Source organism: Nocardia neocaledoniensis (genome assembly GCF_029868625.1).
Lineage (GTDB): Bacteria > Actinomycetota > Actinomycetes > Mycobacteriales > Mycobacteriaceae > Nocardia > Nocardia neocaledoniensis_A.
On record NZ_JARWOJ010000197.1, the window covers coordinates 1 to 16,545 of the forward strand.

The following is a 16,545-nucleotide window of genomic DNA, read 5'->3' on the forward strand; positions in this document are numbered from 1 at the left end:
CGCCCCCTTTTGTCGGGGGCGGGGGGCGGCGCGGCCAGCCGACCCCCCCCCCCGGCGTGCCGCCCCTGGTGGTTGGGCGGGGGGGGCGCGCGCCAGGCCTCGGCGGCCAGCTCGCGCGGCAGCGGGCTGTTGTCGAGGATCACGTGCCCGATCTCGAGCGCCGTGTCGCCGTCGACCAGCGCCGAGTGCGATTTGGTGAAGACGGCGCTGCGCCCGTCGGCGAGCCCCTCGATCAGATACATCTCCCACAGCGGCCGCGCCTGGTCGAGCGGCCGGGAAGCCAGCCGCGCGACCAGATCGTAGAGCTGCTCGTCGCTGCCGGGACCGGGCAGCGCCGAGCGCCGGATGTGGTAGCTGATGTCGAAGCGGCTGTCCTCCACCCACACCGGCCTGCCCAGGTCGAGCGGGATCTCGCGGACCTTGCGCCGATAGCGCGGCACCAGCGGCAGCCGGGATTCGACCAGGTCGACGAGCTTGTCGTAGTCGAGGACCGGGTCGGTCGCGCCCGGCACGGAGTTCTGCAGGATCGCGAGAGAGCCGATGTGGATCGGGTTGCTGCTCGATTCGAGCCGATAGAACGACGCGTCCTGCGGCGTCAATCTCGTGATCACGCGCTCCGATACTCCTTCCGGTGCCGAATGGCGCAGATCGGGCACGTGGCCCATCCTACGTCACGGCAGGTGAAACGCGGTGCCGGGCAACGAGGCTCATCGGCCGCCGTGACCTGGGCCGATGCGGTCGCCCGGTACGCCGGGCACGGGTACTCCCGGCCGGGTACGGTGGTCTGCGGACTACGATGGCCCATAACACCGTGGCTCACTAGCCGAACACACTCCGACCAGAGGACTGACGAGACCCGTGCCTGCGCTGACACTGACGAGGTTGCTACGGATTGGTGAAGGTCGCATGGTCAAGCGCCTGTCGAACCTCGCCGACGAGGTCATCGCGTACGGCGACGAGATCGAGCAGCTCACCGACGACGAGCTGCGCGCCAAGACCGACGAGTTCCGGCATCGCTACGCCGACGGTGAAACCCTCGACGACCTGCTGCTCGAGGCCTTCGCGGTGGCCCGCGAGGCGTCCTGGCGAGTGCTGAACCAGAAGCACTACAAGGTCCAGATCATGGGTGGCGCCTCGCTGCACCTCGGCAACATCTCGGAGATGAAGACCGGTGAGGGCAAGACCCTGACCTGTGTGCTGCCCGCCTACCTCAACGCCATCTCCGGCGACGGCGTGCACGTGGTCACCGTCAACGACTACCTCGCCAAGCGCGACGCCGAGTGGATGGGCCGCGTGCACCGCTTCCTCGGGCTCGAGGTCGGCGTGATCCTCGGCGGCATGACCCCGGCCGAGCGCCGGGTGGCCTACGGCGCCGACGTCACCTACGGCACGAACAACGAGTTCGGCTTCGACTACCTGCGCGACAACATGACCCACTCGCTCGACGATCTCGTCCAGCGCGGGCACAACTTCGCCGTGGTCGACGAGGTCGACTCCATCCTCATCGACGAGGCCCGCACCCCGCTGATCATCTCGGGCCCGGCCGACGCCTCCTCGAAGTGGTACGCCGAGTTCGCGCGCATCGCGCCGCTGCTGAAGAAGGACGTCCACTACGAGGTGGACATCAAGAAGCGCACCATCGGCGTGCACGAGGCGGGCGTGGAGTTCGTCGAGGACCAGCTCGGCATCGACAACCTGTACGAGGCCGCGAACTCGCCGCTGGTGAGCTACCTGAACAACGCCATCAAGGCCAAGGAGCTCTACCAGCGCGACAAGGACTACATCGTGCGCGACGGTGAGGTCATCATCGTCGACGAGTTCACCGGCCGCATCCTGGTCGGGCGCCGCTACAACGAGGGCATGCACCAGGCGATCGAGGCCAAGGAGAAGGTCGAGATCCAGCCGGAGAACCAGACCCTGGCGACGATCACCCTGCAGAATTACTTCCGCCTCTACAACAAGCTGTCCGGCATGACCGGTACCGCCGAGACCGAGGCCGCCGAGCTGCACTCGATCTACAGCCTCGGCGTCGTCCCGATCCCGACGAACAAGCCGATGATCCGCAAGGACCAGGCCGACCTGATCTACAAGTCGGAAGAGGCCAAGTTCGCGGCGGTCGTCGACGATGTGGTGGAGCGGCACGAGAAGGGCCAGCCGGTCCTGATCGGTACCACCAGCGTCGAGCGCTCGGAGTACCTGTCCAAGCAGTTCACCAAGCGCGGCGTGGCCCACTCGGTGCTGAACGCGAAGTTCCACGAGCAGGAAGCGCAGATCATCGCCGAGGCCGGCCGGCCCGGCGCGGTGACCGTCGCCACCAACATGGCCGGTCGTGGTACCGACATCGTGCTCGGCGGCAACGCCGACATCATCGCCGACATCCTGCTGCGCAAGCAGGGCCTCGACCCGGTGAACACCCCCGACGAGTACGAGGCCGCCTGGCACTCCGCGCTCGAGCAGGTCAAGAAGCAGACCGAGGACGACGCGGAGAAGGTGCGCGAGGCCGGTGGCCTGTACGTGCTCGGCACCGAACGCCACGAGTCGCGCCGTATCGACAATCAGCTGCGTGGTCGTTCCGGCCGTCAGGGCGACCCGGGCGAGTCCCGTTTCTACCTGTCGCTGGGCGACGAGCTGATGCGCCGCTTCAACGGCGCCGCGCTCGAGGCGATCATGACCCGCCTGAACCTGCCCGACGATGTGCCGATCGAGGCGAAGATGGTGTCCAAGGCCATCAAGAGCGCCCAGACCCAGGTCGAGCAGCAGAACTTCGAGATCCGCAAGAACGTCTTGAAGTACGACGAGGTGATGAACCAGCAGCGCACCGTCATCTACGGCGAGCGCAACCGGATCCTGCGTGGCGAGGACATGGAGGGTCAGGTCCAGAACATGATCACCGACGTGATCACCGCCTATGTCGACGGCGCGACCGCCGAGGGCTACGTCGAGGACTGGGATCTGGACAAGCTGTGGACCGCGCTCAAGACGCTGTACCCGGTGAGCCTGGACCACAAGGAGCTGGCGGGCGAGACCGTCGCCGGTGACGCGGGCGAGCTCACCCGCGACGAACTGCGCGAGGCCCTGCTCGAGGACGCGCACAACGCCTACGAGAAGCGCGAGCAGGAGATCGACGGGCTGGCCGGCGAGGGCGCGATGCGCAACCTCGAGCGCCAGGTGCTGCTCTCGGTCCTCGACCGCAAGTGGCGCGAGCACCTCTACGAGATGGACTACCTCAAGGAGGGCATCGGCCTGCGCGCGATGGCGCAGCGTGACCCGCTGGTCGAATACCAGCGCGAGGGCTTCGACATGTTCGCCGCGATGCTGGAGGGCCTCAAGGAGGAGTCGGTCGGCTTCCTGTTCAACCTGCAGGTCGAGGTGCAGCAGCCGCAGCCCGAGGGCGTCTCGGTCGGCACCGGCCTGCGCTCCCCGGTCGGCGCGGCCCGTCCGCAGGACACACCCGCCGAGACCCAGGCCCCGCCCGCCCTGCGTGCCAAGGGCATCGGCGACTCCACCCCGCGCGGCCTGAACTACTCGGGCCCCGCCGAGGACGGCCGCGCCGAATCCCATTCCGACGCCCAGGAATACGGCGGCCAGCAGCAGTCCGGCACCCGCCGCGAGCGCCGCGAAGCCGCCCGCTCCGACGCCAAGGGCAAGCGCCGCCGCTGACGCATCGACCCGAAGGCCCCCGCTCCCCGCGGGGGCCTTCGTCGTCTTCCGCGAGCCGTGCATGCGCATGTACAATCGCATGCATGGTGGCCTTGCAGATTCGTGACGTGCCCGAGCCCTTGCGCGACCAGTTGGTCGCGCTCGCCCAGCGACGCGGCCAGTCGCTCCAGGCGTTCCTGTTCGACCTGATCCGCGACGAGGCCCGACGGCAGGACAATATCGCGGTGCTCAAGCAGTACAGCCCCGCGACCTGGGACGTCTCGTTCTCCGCGCGCGATGTCGAGGTGGCGCTGGATGCCGAACGCGCGGAGCGTGATTCGGCACTCGGGCCAGGTGACCGGCGCGGATGATCGTCGTCGACGCCTCGGTCTTCGTGCATGCGCTGCTGAACCCAGGCCCGCTCGGCGACCAGTGCCGCGCCGCCCTCGAAGCCGACAACCGCTGGATCGCGCCGCAGCACTGGACGGTCGAAGTCCTGTCCGTCATCCGCCGTTTCACCCGTGCGGGCACGATCAGTACCAGCCAGGCCGCCCGAGCGGTCACCGCGCTGGAGAAGCTGGACCCCGAAGTCCCCGTCACCCGCGTCCTGGTCCCCCGCATCTGGCAACTCCGCGACAACGTGACGGCCTACGACGCCGCCTACATCGCCGCCGCGGAGGCCTACGGATGCGAATTACTCACCGCGGACAGTCGATTGGCGAACGCACCCGGCATCAGCTGCCCGGTGCGGGTCCTCAGCGAGCTGGCGGGCGACCAGGCTCGCGGTTAGCGGAGACGGCCCGGCTGGATTCAGTTCACGGTGCCCGAAGGCCCGCCGGTGGGGTGCGCCGCCGTCACTGTCACGCCGGCTTTCATCTTCACCACGACGGCGTCGACGATCGGTACCACCATCTCGCACACGACCTCTTCCACCACCTCGGTGGTGCCCCCGCCCGCGTCGGCCTTTTCACAGCCGACGACAGCGAATCCGACGACCAAGGCGAGCACCACGGCGAATACCTTCTGCACAGCGAAATAGTGCGCGCGGATCACCCACCCGCGCAGCATTTTTCGCGTGCACGTCGCCCGCGCTCGGGCGTTGTTGTGTTTTCTCAGTGCAACGAACGAACCGTCACGCCCGGCGCTCCCGACGAGGCGAACCACGAGGCCAGCGCGGCGCCGTCGAGCCACTGGGGGGCGCGCTCGCCGACGTCGATCGGGCCGTCGATCGTGCCGGTCGCATCCGTCACGTCGCAGCGGGCCAGGCGCGCGCGGTGGAAGCTGGCTTTGTCGACGCGGCAACCGCGCAGGCTCGCGCCGCGGAAGTCGGTGTCGCTGAAGGTGGCTCGGCGCAGGTCGGCACCGGTGAGGTCGGCGCGGTGGAAGTCCGAGCTCGCGAAGTCGGCTTTCATCAGGCGCGCGCCGTGCAGGCGGGATTCGCGCAGGGTGCAGTCGCGGGCCTGGGCCTTGCCCAGGTCGGCGCCGGTGAGGTCGGCTCCGGACAGATCGGTCGACAGCATCCACGCCCCGAACAGATCGGTGTCGACCAGCCGCACGCCGGTCAGCCGGGCTTCGCCCAGTTCCGCGCCGCCGAGGTCGAGGCCGGACAGGTCGCTGCCGCCGAGATCGAGTCCCCAGCCGTTGAACAGCATTTCGGTGGTGCGCGGCGCGGTGGGGTCGGCGGGTAACCGGTCGAGATAGCGGGCCAGCGCCTGTCGGGCGTCCGGGTCGGAGGGCCAGCGAGGGACCGTGTGCTGATCGCCTTTCGATCGGCGCCGCCAGAAGCTCATGGGAGATGTTCTACACGGTGTGCTCAGCTGGCTCGGTGGATGGGATGTACTCGTGACAATGCCCGCTTCGCCTCGGCGAGCGAGATCAGTTGATCTTCGTCGTCGATCTCGGCGACGGCGGCTTCGGCCCACTCCCGCAGCAGCGTGGACACCCCGACGCGGCGTTCCTCGGCCAGGTCCTTCAACCGCGAATGCAGGCCGAGGGGCAACCGGATGGACGTGGTCACCATGATGTCCTCGTTGGCGGGCAGCCGGGGCGGAGCGTCGGCGGGTTCGTCGGAGAAACTCAGCCGGTCCATGAAGTCGGCCAGTTCTTCCCTGCTCGACGGATAGTCCTGATCGCTCATGAGGCTTTCCCACTTTCCCACTGCTCGAATTGCGCCAGTTCCTCGGCGCGCATCGCCCGTGCGCCGATGATCACCCACGTCCAGTCGTCGCGCTGTCGTGTCACCACGATGAGCGGACGTCCGGCCGTGGTGCGCCCCCACACCGTCAGCACGGCCACCCTGCCGTCGAAGGCCGGGCGTGGCCACCGTCGTGACGCTGCGAGGACCTGCCGAACCTCGCTGGGTTCGATGCCGATCAGGTGAGCGATCGCCCAATCAGGCCACTCGAAACCCATGAGTCCATAATACGCACGTAGTAACACCCTGGGAACGCGCTGTGGATTTCCGTGTGTAGGTTGCGCTGAATGCTGACCATCAGTCGCCTCGTCGCCGATCCCGCGCTCGGGCTGCGCGTGGTGACGCCCGAGCTCGCGGACCGGCTCGGCGCCGAGATCCGCTGGCTGCACACCACCGAGCTGCCCGACCCGTCGCCCTACGTGCGGGCCGGTGAGCTCGTGCTGACCAACGGGCTCTGGTACGCACAGATCACCGCCGAACGCTTCGTCGACGCGGTGGCGCGGGCGGGCGCGGCGGGGCTGGTGTTCGGGCTGACGGCGCAGAGGCCGACACTGCCCGCGGAGCTGGTGACGCTGTGCCTGGAGCGCGGCCTGCCGCTGGTCGAGTTGTGTATCGGCGTTCCGTTCGCCGCGCTCACCCGTGCCGCGGCCCGCATCCAGAACGAGGTGCTCCAGGCCGAGCTCACCGCGACGGTGCGCCGCGGTGACGCCCTGGCGAGCGCGTTGTCGCGGGGCAGCGGCGCGGCCGGGGTGCTCGAGATCCTGCGGGGTGACACCGAATTGCCGCTGCTGGTGGTCGACCGGCGTGGTCGCTGTCTGGCCGCCATCGGGTGCGAGCCGGACGGCGAGCAGATCCGGCTGGCCGCCGCCGCGCTCAACCGCACCCCGCCACCGCTCGAGGTGGATCTGCGCGGGGCGGGCCCGTCGGCGCTGTATCTCGTCGAGGGCGCGATGGGCGAGGTCGACGCCGGGTTGTACTGCCTGGAACCGGCCTCGGCGCTGACCGCCGCCGACCGGGAGGCGCTGGATCAGGCCGCGCGTTTCCTGAGCCTCGAGGTGGCCAAACAGCAGGCGGTGCAGGCCATCGAGGCACGCTTCGCGACCGAGCTGCTGGAGATGATCCTGTCCGGTCCCGCCCGCCTCGGTGCGGTGAGTCAGCGATTACGCGCCTACGGTGTGCCGCCGGACGGGCAGCTGGCGGTGTTCGCGCTGGCGCCGGGCGAGGCGACACCGCTCGACGACGTGGCCGACGCGACCGGCGCTCTCTTCGCCACGCACGGCATCCCGGTGTTCACCGCGGCGGGCAGCCGGGATGTGGTCGCGGTGTGTCCGTGGGAGCGCGGCGCCGCGGAGCTGTCCCGCTTCACCCGGTCGCTCCCGGCCGACATCGCCCGCCGCGCCGGCGCCGCCCGGATCGTGATCGGTCTCGGTGACATCGCGACCACCGCCGCCGACCTGCGCGATCCGCTGGTCCGCGCCAGGGAGGTCTGTGAGGTGCTGCGCGCCCAGAACGGCTCCGACACCGCGACTTTCGCCGACATCGCCACCCACCGCATGCTGCTCGGGCTGCTCGACGCCGAGGTGCTCGCCCGGTTCGCCGATCAGGTGCTCGGCGCGGTCCGCGCCCACGATGCCCGCACCGGCGCCGAACTCGAACACACCCTGCGCGTGTTCCTCGCCAACGACGGTCAGTGGGGCGTCACCGCGGCCGCGTTGCACGTGCACGTCAACACGTTGCGCAACCGGATGGGCCGGATCGCCGAGCTGACCGGTCGCGATGTCAACCGGCTCGACGACCTCGTCGACCTGTTCCTCGCCTCGTCCACGCGGGAGCGCGCCGCGCGCGGGTGAACCCGCTTCAGTGCGGGTAGACCGCCGCGTCGATGTCGTAGGCGGGAAGTGGACGCACCGGCGTCGCCGGGTCGGCGCGTGTCCAGTCCGCGACGTCGCGGCAGCGCGCGAAGGTCACATCGCCGCGGTCGCGCGCATGCTCGATCAGCCTGCGCAGCACCATCATCCGGCTCGGCCGACCCGTGAGGAACGGATGCATGCACAGGTTGAACAGGCAGCCGTAGTGCCGCATCCCGTCGAGTTCGGCGCGCCACATCCGCTCGACCTTGTCCGGTTCCTCGATGACCGATCCGATCCGCGGTTCCGGCAGGAACGCGTACTGCTCCCAGTCGTCGAGTGACCAGTGCACCGGCAGCTCGACCACCGGCTCGCCCACGCCGGGCACCAGGTACGGCCGGTCGTCACCCATCAGCGAGGAGTCGTAGGTCAGCCCGTATTCGGCCACCAGGGACAGTGTTTCGTGGCTCGCGCTCCACATCGCGGCCCGATGCCCGCTGATCGTGATGCCCTGCGCGGCGAAAACCTCCAGTGCCCGAACGAAATCCGCGCGTTCGGCGCCGGGCGGCAGCGAGGTCGGCGCGCGGTGGCTGTAGGAATGGTGGGCCACCTCGTGTCCGCGCTCCACGATCGAGGCGGCCAGGCCGGGACGCTGTTCGGCGACCCAGCCCGGCACGAAGAACGTCGCGGGAACGGCCATCTCGTCGAGGAGGTCGAGGATGCGCGGCACCCCGACATCGGGTCCGTACGACTGGTGCGACATGACCATCGGATTCCTGGCGTAGCGCCCGCCCTCGGCGAGGACGGGGGTCTCCGCGTCCACGTCGAAGGTCAGGGTCGCCACCGCCGCGGCGCCGCGCGTCCAGGTCATCGCCGTGCGCGCCACGCCGCGGTGGTGTCCAGATTCGCCATGGGATGCAGCATCTCACGGTGGAACGGTTCCAGCGGCACCCCGGTCTCGACCCGGCGGGGCAGGTCGGGGTTGGCCAGCGCGCCGGTGCCCAGCGAGAGCAGGTCGGCGTGTCCGCCGGTGAGGACGTCGGCGGCCTGGGGCAGCGCGTGCATGCCGCCGTTGGCGATGACCGGCCTGCCGGACACCTCGCGGGCCAGCTGGGTGATGGTCGTGCCGTCGGCCAGCCGTGCCGTCTCCAGGAAGTTTCGGCCCTCGCTGGCGATGTGCAGGTAGCTGGCGTCGGTGAGCGCGCCGAAGATCACCCGCGCGTCGGCTTCGGCACCGGGCCAGCGGTAGGTGAAGTCGTTGACCTTCGTCTGCGAAAGCCGAACGCCCACCGGCAGCTCGCCGACCGCGGCGCGCACCGCCGCCAGTACCCGCGCGGTCAGCCGGATCCGGTCGGCCACCGGGCCGCCGTACTCGTCGGTGCGCTGGTTGGTGTAGTCGGTGAGGAACTGGTCGAGCAGATAGCCGTTGGCGGCGTGGATCTCGACACCGTCGAACCCCGCCCGCTGTGCGTTCACCGCGGCGGCGGCGAACCCGGCGACCACCGCGTCGATGTCGGCCGCGGTCATCTCCGCCGGCGCGGCCCAGGCCCCGCCGGCGCCGCCGTAGTCCGCCATCATCTGCCCGGGCGGCGCCACCGCCGAGGGGCCGATGGTGCCGAAACCGTAGTGATTGCCCTGGGAGATCGCGCCGGCGTGCATGAGCTGGGCGAAGATCGGCGCGCCCGCGGCGTGCACGCCGTCGACGACCGCGCGCCAGCCCGCGACATGGTCGTCGGTGACGAGCCCGGGCTGGTTCAGGTAGCCCTGGCTGTGGGTGGCGTCCGGGTAGATGCCCTCGGTGAGGATCAGGCCGAAGCCGCCCTCGGCGTATTCGCGGTAGTACCCGGCCATCTGGTCGGTGGGGGTGCCGTCCGGGGTCGCCGAGATCCGGGTCATCGGGGCGACGGCGAAGCGGTTGCGCAGCCGCAGGGTGCCCAGGTCGAACGCGGCGAGAGCGGGGTGGGCGAGGTCGGTGGTGGTCATCGGTGGTTCTCCTCGGTGGTCTGGACGGTCAGGGTCAGCGGGCTCGGTCCGGTCCCGTTGATGACGTTGTGGTCCTGGGGGCAGGCGGAGACGACGAGCAGGCAGTCCAGTTCGGCGCGGAAGGTGATCGCGTCGCCCGGGCGGGTGGCGGCGGGCAGCCAGGTCAGGTTCGCGTCGGCGCCGACGGGGATGCGCATGAACACGTTGATCGGCTGCGGGATGTGCGCCGGGGCCGGGTGCCCGTGCTCGGCCAGCGCCGTGATCAGGTTCTCGGCGCAGCTGGCGTGGTGCGGATCACCGTATGCCGCATAGCGTTCCGGGTCGCAGGCGGCGATCAGCATGTCGTGGGTGCCCGGCGAGGTGTCGGCCAGGTAGGTCAGGATGGGGCGGCGCCGGTTCGTCACGAACGCCTCGCCCAGCGCCGGGAACAGGCGGCTGGTGTGGGTGCGGGTGTGCGCGGCGCTGTGGTATTCGGTGAGATCGGTGGCGTGGTAGGCGAACACGTCGCCGACCTGCCCGCCCGCGACGTCGGTGATCCGGACGGTGTCGCCGGCGCGCAGCAGCACCGACCTGGCCTGCCTGGCCGGTATCGTCACCGGCTCGGTGTAGCTCGCTGTCATGCCGTTCAGTCAACCGGTCGGCGCTGCCCCTCGCCATGGATGTATGCACACTCTCTTCGGACCTGAATGGATGTTTCTACATGGTTGATGTCGGGTGTGGGCGATAACGTTCGAGGGGCCCCTACTCGATGACGCCAGGAGTTCCGATGACCACTGCGATCGAGCTGGCGCGCGCCGTCGCCACCGGCGAGACGACTGCCGCCGAGCTCTCTGAGGACGCTCTATCGAGTGCGCGGCAACCGGATTCGTCCTCGGTGATGATCACGGTGACCGCCGATCGGGCCCGCAGGCAGGCCGAGGCCAGTGATCGGCGCGCGCGCCGCGGTGTCCGTCTCGGCGTGCTCGATGGTGTGCCGATCGTGTGGAAGGACCTGTTCGACGTCCAGGGCACCGTCACCACGCTCGGCTCGGCCAGTCACCAGTACGACGAACCGGCCGCTGTCGACAGTGCTCTGGTGCGCCGGGCGCACGACGGCGGTCTGGTCACCCTCGGCAAGACCACGCTCAGCGAATTCGCGTTCTCGGGCCTCGGTGTCAATCCGCGCTTCGGCACGCCGGCCAACCCCCTCGACCCCGCCGTCGTGCCCGGCGGCTCGTCCTCGGGATCGGCGGTCGCGGTGGCGAGCGGCCTCGTGCGGCTCGCCGTCGGCACCGACACCTCCGGCTCGGTCCGGGTACCCGCCGCGCTCTGCGGCATCGTCGGATTCCGTTCCAGCCCAGGGCGATACGGCCCGCACGACTTCGCCCCGCTGTCCCCGACTCTCGACAGCGTCGGCCTGTTCGCGACCACCGTGGCCGATATCGCCGCCCTCGACAGCGTGCTCCGTCCGGCCGGCTCGGCCCGTCCTCGCCCGGCGCCACGGCCCGTGTTCGTCGTGCCCGCCGGGGAATGGACCGAGGACCTCGCCCCGTCGGTGGCCGAGGCCTTCGCCGCCGCCGTCGCCCGTCTGCGCGCCGCGGGCGCCGAGATCGAGACCCGTGTTCTCCCGTCGCTGGGCGCGGCCCAGGACCTGATGGACACCCACGGCACGATCGTCGGCGCCGAGGCCTACCGCCTGCACGGCCACCGCCTGACCTCAACCCTCCCGATCGACGAGGCGACGCGCCGCCGCCTCACGGCCAACGCCCACACCCCCGACACCATCGCCCCCGTCTACACCGCGATGTCCGACCTGCGTGTCGCCTTCGCCGCCGACCTCGCCGGCGCGACCCTGCTCTGCCCGACCGTCCGCCACCCACCCCCACGCCTGCCCGACCTCCACGCCGACCCCACCCACTACGACACGGCCAACGCCATCCTGCTCCGTACCACCATGCTCCTGAGCTACCTCTCCACCTGCGGCCTCTCCCTCCCCACTCCCCGTCCCCACACCGCCGTCCTCCTGTCCCTCCCCACCGCCGAAGACCCCACCCTCCTCGCCACCGCCGAGTGGACCGAACGAGCACTGGACACCGCGCACCCTGTGCCATGATCGCTCGTGGTCGACCTCTGGTCGCCGAGTATCCGAGACACCATCACTGCGCGCGGCGAGGAGTTCGAGATGACCCGGTCCGAGCAATCGGCGAGGCGCGTTCGGGCCGATATCCGGTGAGCGACGAGGTCGGGCGGGGGTTGTCGGCGGGGGAGCGGTGGTTCTGGTTGATCGATCAGTTGTCGCCCGCGAACTGTGTGATGCGGGTGCGCGTGCGCGGGGCGATCGGGGGGTACGGGCTCGAGGACGGGGCCGCGGCGCTGGTCGCGGAGTTTCCGTTGTTGCGGGCGGTGGTGGTGCCGGGACCGCGGTTCGCGCGGTCCGCCGACCCGCATCTGCCGGTGCTGCATCGGATCGTCGATGATCCGGCGCAGTGGCGACGGGTCTTCGACGAGCAGTTGATCCAGCCGGTGGACATCGGCACGGCGCCGGGACGCATCATCGATCTCGCCTGGCGGCCGGGCACTTCCGAGGAGACGCACGATGTGATCGTGGTGTTCTCGCACGTGTTCGTCGACGGCCGTTCGATGGCGTCGCTGGCCTCCCGGTTGCTCGCCTACACCTTCGGCGCACCTGCGCCAGGTGGATCGCGGCCACCGAGCCCGGCGCCGGACGATCTGATCCCGTCCGAGTACGCCCGCCTCACGCGCTGTCTCCGGGTGAACCTGACCGGGCAGCTCGGCGCGATCGCCCGCCGGGCGCTGGGCGTGCCGGGCACCCCACCGCCGTTGCCGATCCGCCGTACCCGCACGGTGATCCGCACGATCACCGGGGACCGGCTCGCCGCCCTGCGCGCGCGGTGCCGCGCGGAGGACGTCACCGTCAACGCGGCCCTCGTCGCAGCCCTGGCCGCGGCGATGGGCGAGCTGTTCCGGCCGGGCCGTGACGGCACCGCCGGGATCGGCATCCCGGTGGACCTGCGCACCCGCCTGGACCCGCCACCCGACGACGACGAACCCGGCATGTTCACCGGCGTCGTCCCCACCTTCGTTCCGTTCGGCCCGAACCGCCGGATCTGGGACGCGGCTCGCGCCACGAAAGCCCAACTGACTCAGGGCATTACCCGCGGTGCCGACCTCACCGCGCTGGCAGCCATCCGCTACGGCTGCCCCCGCAGCCTCGAATCCGGCAGGCGCACCATCGAACTCATCGACCGCCGCGCACCATGGAACGTCACCCTCAGCAATCTCGGCCGACTGGCCGCCCCGAAAACCCCGGAACCCCTACCCCTCACCGACCTGACCGTCGCCGGCACGAACTCCTGCGCCAGCGCCATGACCGTCGCCGTCGCCACCCTCGACGACACCCTGTCGATCACCTTCTGCTACGTCGACATCATGGTGCCCCACTCCACCGTCACCGCCCTCGCCGACCGCACGCTCGCCGCTTTCCCCGCCGTCAGCTGATCGATCACACCGCGACAACGTCGAGCAGTGGCCCGAGCCCTGTGAACGAGCACAGCGAACTGCTGCGTGATGTGCGGAACGCTACGGGTGATCAGCCGAGGCGGGTGCGGAGGAGGGTGCGGAGGGCGTCGCGGTCGGGTTTGTTGGTGCGGCCGCTGACCGGGATGCGGTCGACGAGGACGATGTCGTCGGGGACGGCGGTGGTGTCGATGAGCTGGGGGAGGCGGGTGCGAAGGCGGTCGGGGAGATCGTCGGCGCCGGGTTCGGCGACCACGGCCAGCACGATGCGTTCGTCGCCGATCTCGTCGGGCAGGCCGACCATGATCGCCTCGCGGACGCCGTCGAGCGCGGTGATGACCGGCTCGTAGAGGCCGGGGTAGATGTTGGTCTTGCCGCGGATCATCATGTCCTTCTTGCGGCCGGTGAGGACCAGCTGATCGCCGTCCCAGCGCGCGAGGTCGCCGGTGTGGATCTCGGCGAGCGGTTCGGCGCCGAGGTAGCCGCGACACAGGTTGGGGCCGGAGAGCACCAGCTCCCCGTCCTCGGCGATCCGGGCGCGCACGCCGGGGACCGGGGCGCCGAGCAGGTCGCCGGTGTGGGTGAGCTTGGCGGCGTGGTTGGTGACGGCGACCGGGAGGATCTCCGTCATGCCGTAGACGGCGAGGAATTCGGTGTAGGGCAACGACTCCCGCGCCCGGCGCAGCAACGCGGCGGTGACCGGCGCCCCGCCGAGCGCGACCTGACGCAGGTACGCGGGCGGGGTGATCGTCCCGGCCTCCAGCGCGTCCAGGGCGACGGCGAGATCCGCGGGGGTGTAGAAGGCGTGCGTGGCGGTGCGCAGGGACGCGGTGAACCGCACCGGGTCGATGTGCGTGCCGAAACGCGGATAACGTGGCATGGCCCACCGGGCGCCGGCCATCAGGGCTGGCAGTCCCATCATGAGCTGCTCGGTGTGCAGGAACGCGCCGGGGGCGAGACTGGTCCGCCCGCCCATCGCGGCCAACCCGGCGCTTAGCGAAGCACGCGTGTGCACAACGGCTTTCGGCTCGTCGGTGGTGCCGGAGGTGAACACGATCAACGCCGGGGCTTCGGGATCGGCGGGTACCGCGGGGGCGCGCTCGGCCGCACCGGTGAAGCGCCGCAACGGAATCGACCGCAGCGGTGTCCCCGGCAGCCAGGCCCCGCTGTGGATGTGGCGGACGTCGAGCGAACCGAACCGGGGCAGGCTCAGACCGCGCCTGCGGCCGAATCCGGCCAGCGGGCCGCTCACCGCGTAGAGCAGCGATTCGGTTGCCGCCCAAGTGGCTTCGACGAGGCCGACCCGCCGTTCGAACAGTTCCGGCCCCACACCGGGATCGACGAACACGATGGCCCCACCCGCCGCGATCACCCCGAAGACCAGGGTCACCGACGCCACGCTCGGCCGGATCGAGAACAGCATCCGGTCACCGGGCCGGAACCCGGCCGCGCCGAGATTGGCGGCCACCCGCTCGACGGTGTCGACCAGCTCGCGATAGGTGAGCGCGCGTGCGCCGACCGCGCCGAGGGCCGAGGCGTCGGGGATGCGGTCGGCCTGCATGGCCAGGTGGTCGAGGAAGTCGGCGGTCATCGGATGTCGACGATGTCGGGCCGGTAGCGGTGGTCGGCGTACCAGGCCAGTGTCTTGCGGATACCCCAGGCGCGCACCCGCCGGTTCGAGCCGAAAACCCGGACGTCGCGGCGCAATCCGTACTCGGTGGTGATGGTGCGCACCGCGTTCACGAGCGCGCGGTCCTCGTGCAGGTCCTCGATCGCGGTCCGCGGGAATCCGCCCGCGGCCAGATACAGCTCGGCGGTGATGGCCATATTGCAGCCGGGCGTCATCACATAGGGGCCCAGATATTTCGGGTCGCGGTTGCCCGAGCGCACCTTGCCGAAGGTCGAGGCCACCTCCAGGGCCACCCGGATGATCACCCGGTCGCGCCACGAAACCCCCTCGTCCGTGCGGGGAATCAACTGTCCGCTCACCAGCCGCAATCCCGACGCGAAGGCCACCTTGATGCGCTCGGTCCAGTCCGGTGCGGGCAGGCAGTCGGCGTCGGTCCGGGCCAGCAGGGTCGCGCCGCGCTCGATCGCGTACCGCATGCCGGTGTCGGCGGCGGCGCCGGTGCCCTTCTGCTGTTCGGAGATCACCTCGATCGGGGGCACGGGATGCGCCGCGGCGAACGCGCGCACGATCTCGACGGTGCGATCGGTGGAGTTGTTGTCGACCACCACCACGGTGAAGGCGGTATCACCTTGTGCCGCTATCGCTTCCAGTGTCGCACCGATGCCGCGTTCTTCGTCGAAGGCGGGAATCACCACCCACAGCCCGCTCACAGATCCTCCAGCAGCGGGTCGAGGCCGCCGAGTTCGGTGACCCACGCGTGGAAACGATCCAGCCCCTCGGCGAACGTGACGGTCGGCCGGTAGCCGAGTTCGCGTTCGGCGCGGGAGATGTCGTAGGTCGCCGAGCGGGTGACCAGCGCGACCGCGTACCGCGAGAGCGGGGGCGTCCACCGCCGCGCGATCGCGGGAATCCGCCACACCGCTTCGATCGCCGCCACCGCGCCGCCGAGGACCGGCGCGGGCAGGGTGACGCTCGGCGCGGGCAGCGCGAATCGGTGTGCCACTGCCGTCAAGGTCGGCCAGACCTCGATCGGCTCGGCATCGGCGACGAAATACGCTCGGCCGCCGATGTTCTCGGCATCCAATGCCAGCGCCACGGCCTGCACGAGATGGTCGATGTAGCACAGCGAGGCCCGCACGTCCTTGCCGCCGGACAGGTCGGGCAGTCGTCCGGCCCGCAGCTTCGCCAGCAGTTGCACCACCGGGCCGTGCCGGTCACCCGGCCCCCACACGGCTCTCGGCCGCAGCGAGCAGGTGGTGAACTCCGGCGTATCGGCGGTGAGCACGAGTTGCTCCGCGATCGCCTTCGTCTCGCAGTAACTGTTGAGGAATCGCGCCGGATAGGGCTCGGTCTCATCGATACCGATCCGATCGCCGCCCTCGGGCGCCATCAAGGCGCTCGGGCTGCCGATGAAGACGAAGCGCCGTACCCCGGCCGCCGCGGCCTCCTGCATGAGGCGGTCCGTTCCGGCGACATTGACCGCGAAGAAGTCCGCGGGTCGCCCGAATTCCCCGAGCAGGGCCGCCGCGTGCACCACCGCCGTCGTGCCGGCGACCGCCGCGGCCAACGCGCCCGCGTCGGCGAGGTCGGCCACCGCGACCTCGGCGTCGGCCGGAGCCGAGGCGGCGTCGCGAACCATCGCCCTGACCGGGACCCCGCGCGCCAGCAACCCCTCGACGATCGCCCCGCCGACGAACCCGCTCGCCCCTGTCACCAGCACTGTCATCGCGTCAGCC

17 protein-coding genes are annotated in these 16,545 nt (G+C 70.3%); 6 read left to right on the forward strand and 11 right to left on the reverse strand.

Annotated features, from left to right (window positions below):
• The coding region (locus QH270_RS14490; protein WP_280342056.1) for a wax ester/triacylglycerol synthase domain-containing protein at window positions 1–611 on the reverse strand (611 nt) is incomplete at its 3' end.
• 247 nt (window positions 612–858) lie between these two features.
• Here QH270_RS14490 and secA point away from each other — a divergent pair.
• The 3 genes from secA to QH270_RS14505 all read left to right on the forward strand — a co-directional run bounded on the left by secA (window position 859) and on the right by QH270_RS14505 (window position 4,429).
• Window positions 859–3,660: a preprotein translocase subunit SecA gene (secA, locus tag QH270_RS14495; RefSeq protein WP_280342059.1), complete on the forward strand. Its 2,802-nt coding sequence runs from the start codon at window positions 859–861 to the stop codon at window positions 3,658–3,660.
• A gap of 83 nt (window positions 3,661–3,743) precedes the next feature.
• A complete protein-coding gene (locus tag QH270_RS14500; RefSeq protein ID WP_280342061.1) occupies window positions 3,744–4,010 on the forward strand; it encodes a hypothetical protein in 267 nt (88 codons plus the stop codon).
• The gene (locus QH270_RS14505) at window positions 4,007–4,429 is read left to right on the forward strand and encodes a type II toxin-antitoxin system VapC family toxin (RefSeq protein ID WP_280342065.1); all 423 of its coding nucleotides are present in this window, start codon (window positions 4,007–4,009) and stop codon (window positions 4,427–4,429) included. Before QH270_RS14500 ends, QH270_RS14505 begins: the two co-directional genes overlap by 4 nt.
• Window positions 4,430–4,449: 20 nt before the next feature.
• Here the strand turns inward: QH270_RS14505 and QH270_RS14510 are convergent, their stop codons facing one another.
• The 4 genes from QH270_RS14510 to QH270_RS14525 all read right to left on the reverse strand — a co-directional run bounded on the left by QH270_RS14510 (window position 4,450) and on the right by QH270_RS14525 (window position 6,051).
• Window positions 4,450–4,668 carry a hypothetical protein gene (locus tag QH270_RS14510; RefSeq protein WP_280342067.1) on the reverse strand — a complete coding sequence of 73 codons (219 nt, stop codon included), beginning with the start codon at window positions 4,666–4,668 and terminating at the stop codon, window positions 4,450–4,452.
• A gap of 83 nt (window positions 4,669–4,751) precedes the next feature.
• Window positions 4,752–5,429: a pentapeptide repeat-containing protein gene (locus QH270_RS14515; protein ID WP_280342069.1), complete on the reverse strand. Its 678-nt coding sequence runs from the start codon at window positions 5,427–5,429 to the stop codon at window positions 4,752–4,754.
• Between the two features lie 23 nt (window positions 5,430–5,452).
• Window positions 5,453–5,776: a hypothetical protein gene (locus tag QH270_RS14520; RefSeq protein ID WP_280342072.1), complete on the reverse strand. Its 324-nt coding sequence runs from the start codon at window positions 5,774–5,776 to the stop codon at window positions 5,453–5,455.
• Window positions 5,773–6,051, reverse strand: a complete 279-nt coding sequence (locus tag QH270_RS14525; protein ID WP_233000401.1) for a hypothetical protein — start codon at window positions 6,049–6,051, stop codon at window positions 5,773–5,775. The genes QH270_RS14520 and QH270_RS14525 overlap by 4 nt, the downstream gene beginning before the upstream one ends.
• A gap of 69 nt (window positions 6,052–6,120) precedes the next feature.
• Between QH270_RS14525 and QH270_RS14530 the strand changes: the two genes are divergently transcribed.
• Window positions 6,121–7,683, forward strand: coding sequence for a PucR family transcriptional regulator (locus tag QH270_RS14530; protein ID WP_280342075.1), 1,563 nt, complete (start codon window positions 6,121–6,123; stop codon window positions 7,681–7,683).
• Window positions 7,684–7,690: 7 nt separating this feature from the next.
• On the opposite strand, the gene QH270_RS14535 is transcribed toward QH270_RS14530, so the two are convergent.
• Genes QH270_RS14535 through QH270_RS14545 form a run of 3 tightly spaced genes read right to left on the reverse strand, consistent with a single transcriptional unit; the run spans window position 7,691 to window position 10,283 of the window.
• Window positions 7,691–8,566 carry a polysaccharide deacetylase family protein gene (locus tag QH270_RS14535; protein ID WP_280342079.1) on the reverse strand — a complete coding sequence of 292 codons (876 nt, stop codon included), beginning with the start codon at window positions 8,564–8,566 and terminating at the stop codon, window positions 7,691–7,693.
• Complete coding sequence (locus QH270_RS14540) at window positions 8,548–9,663, reverse strand: NADH:flavin oxidoreductase (RefSeq protein WP_280342081.1); 1,116 nt, start codon at window positions 9,661–9,663, stop codon at window positions 8,548–8,550. Before QH270_RS14540 ends, QH270_RS14535 begins: the two co-directional genes overlap by 19 nt.
• Window positions 9,660–10,283 carry an urea carboxylase-associated family protein gene (locus QH270_RS14545; protein ID WP_280342083.1) on the reverse strand — a complete coding sequence of 208 codons (624 nt, stop codon included), beginning with the start codon at window positions 10,281–10,283 and terminating at the stop codon, window positions 9,660–9,662. Before QH270_RS14545 ends, QH270_RS14540 begins: the two co-directional genes overlap by 4 nt.
• Window positions 10,284–10,429: 146 nt before the next feature.
• On the opposite strand from QH270_RS14545, the gene QH270_RS14550 reads away from it, so the two are divergent.
• Both QH270_RS14550 and QH270_RS14555 read left to right on the forward strand, forming a co-directional pair.
• On the forward strand, window positions 10,430–11,755 hold the full coding sequence (locus QH270_RS14550) for an amidase family protein (RefSeq protein WP_280342085.1): 1,326 nt from the start codon (window positions 10,430–10,432) through the stop codon (window positions 11,753–11,755).
• Between the two features lie 116 nt (window positions 11,756–11,871).
• A complete protein-coding gene (locus QH270_RS14555; protein WP_280342090.1) occupies window positions 11,872–13,161 on the forward strand; it encodes a phthiocerol/phthiodiolone dimycocerosyl transferase family protein in 1,290 nt (429 codons plus the stop codon).
• Window positions 13,162–13,252: 91 nt separating this feature from the next.
• Here QH270_RS14555 and QH270_RS14560 read toward each other — a convergent pair whose 3' ends face one another.
• Genes QH270_RS14560 through QH270_RS14570 form a run of 3 tightly spaced genes read right to left on the reverse strand, consistent with a single transcriptional unit; the run spans window position 13,253 to window position 16,535 of the window.
• A complete protein-coding gene (locus QH270_RS14560; protein ID WP_280342092.1) occupies window positions 13,253–14,770 on the reverse strand; it encodes a class I adenylate-forming enzyme family protein in 1,518 nt (505 codons plus the stop codon).
• Window positions 14,767–15,519: a glycosyltransferase family A protein gene (locus QH270_RS14565; RefSeq protein ID WP_280342096.1), complete on the reverse strand. Its 753-nt coding sequence runs from the start codon at window positions 15,517–15,519 to the stop codon at window positions 14,767–14,769. Before QH270_RS14565 ends, QH270_RS14560 begins: the two co-directional genes overlap by 4 nt.
• A complete protein-coding gene (locus QH270_RS14570) occupies window positions 15,516–16,535 on the reverse strand; it encodes an NAD-dependent epimerase/dehydratase family protein (protein ID WP_280342098.1) in 1,020 nt (339 codons plus the stop codon). The genes QH270_RS14565 and QH270_RS14570 overlap by 4 nt, the downstream gene beginning before the upstream one ends.
• Window positions 16,536–16,545: the final 10 nt, after the last annotated feature.

What these genes read in the sequence shown, in the direction of transcription:
- QH270_RS14560 (WP_280342092.1), bottom strand. Translation starts at nt 14,770, where the DNA reads ATGACCGCCGACTTCCTCGACCACCTGGCCATGCAGGCCGACCGCATC.
- QH270_RS14505 (WP_280342065.1), top strand. Translation starts at nt 4,007, where the DNA reads ATGATCGTCGTCGACGCCTCGGTCTTCGTGCATGCGCTGCTGAACCCA.
- QH270_RS14540 (WP_280342081.1), bottom strand. Translation starts at nt 9,663, where the DNA reads ATGACCACCACCGACCTCGCCCACCCCGCTCTCGCCGCGTTCGACCTG.
- QH270_RS14570 (WP_280342098.1), bottom strand. Translation starts at nt 16,535, where the DNA reads ATGACAGTGCTGGTGACAGGGGCGAGCGGGTTCGTCGGCGGGGCGATC.
- QH270_RS14500 (WP_280342061.1), top strand. Translation starts at nt 3,744, where the DNA reads ATGGTGGCCTTGCAGATTCGTGACGTGCCCGAGCCCTTGCGCGACCAG.
- QH270_RS14520 (WP_280342072.1), bottom strand. Translation starts at nt 5,776, where the DNA reads ATGAGCGATCAGGACTATCCGTCGAGCAGGGAAGAACTGGCCGACTTC.
- QH270_RS14525 (WP_233000401.1), bottom strand. Translation starts at nt 6,051, where the DNA reads ATGGGTTTCGAGTGGCCTGATTGGGCGATCGCTCACCTGATCGGCATC.
- QH270_RS14550 (WP_280342085.1), top strand. Translation starts at nt 10,430, where the DNA reads ATGACCACTGCGATCGAGCTGGCGCGCGCCGTCGCCACCGGCGAGACG.
- QH270_RS14530 (WP_280342075.1), top strand. Translation starts at nt 6,121, where the DNA reads ATGCTGACCATCAGTCGCCTCGTCGCCGATCCCGCGCTCGGGCTGCGC.
- QH270_RS14545 (WP_280342083.1), bottom strand. Translation starts at nt 10,283, where the DNA reads ATGACAGCGAGCTACACCGAGCCGGTGACGATACCGGCCAGGCAGGCC.
- QH270_RS14515 (WP_280342069.1), bottom strand. Translation starts at nt 5,429, where the DNA reads ATGAGCTTCTGGCGGCGCCGATCGAAAGGCGATCAGCACACGGTCCCT.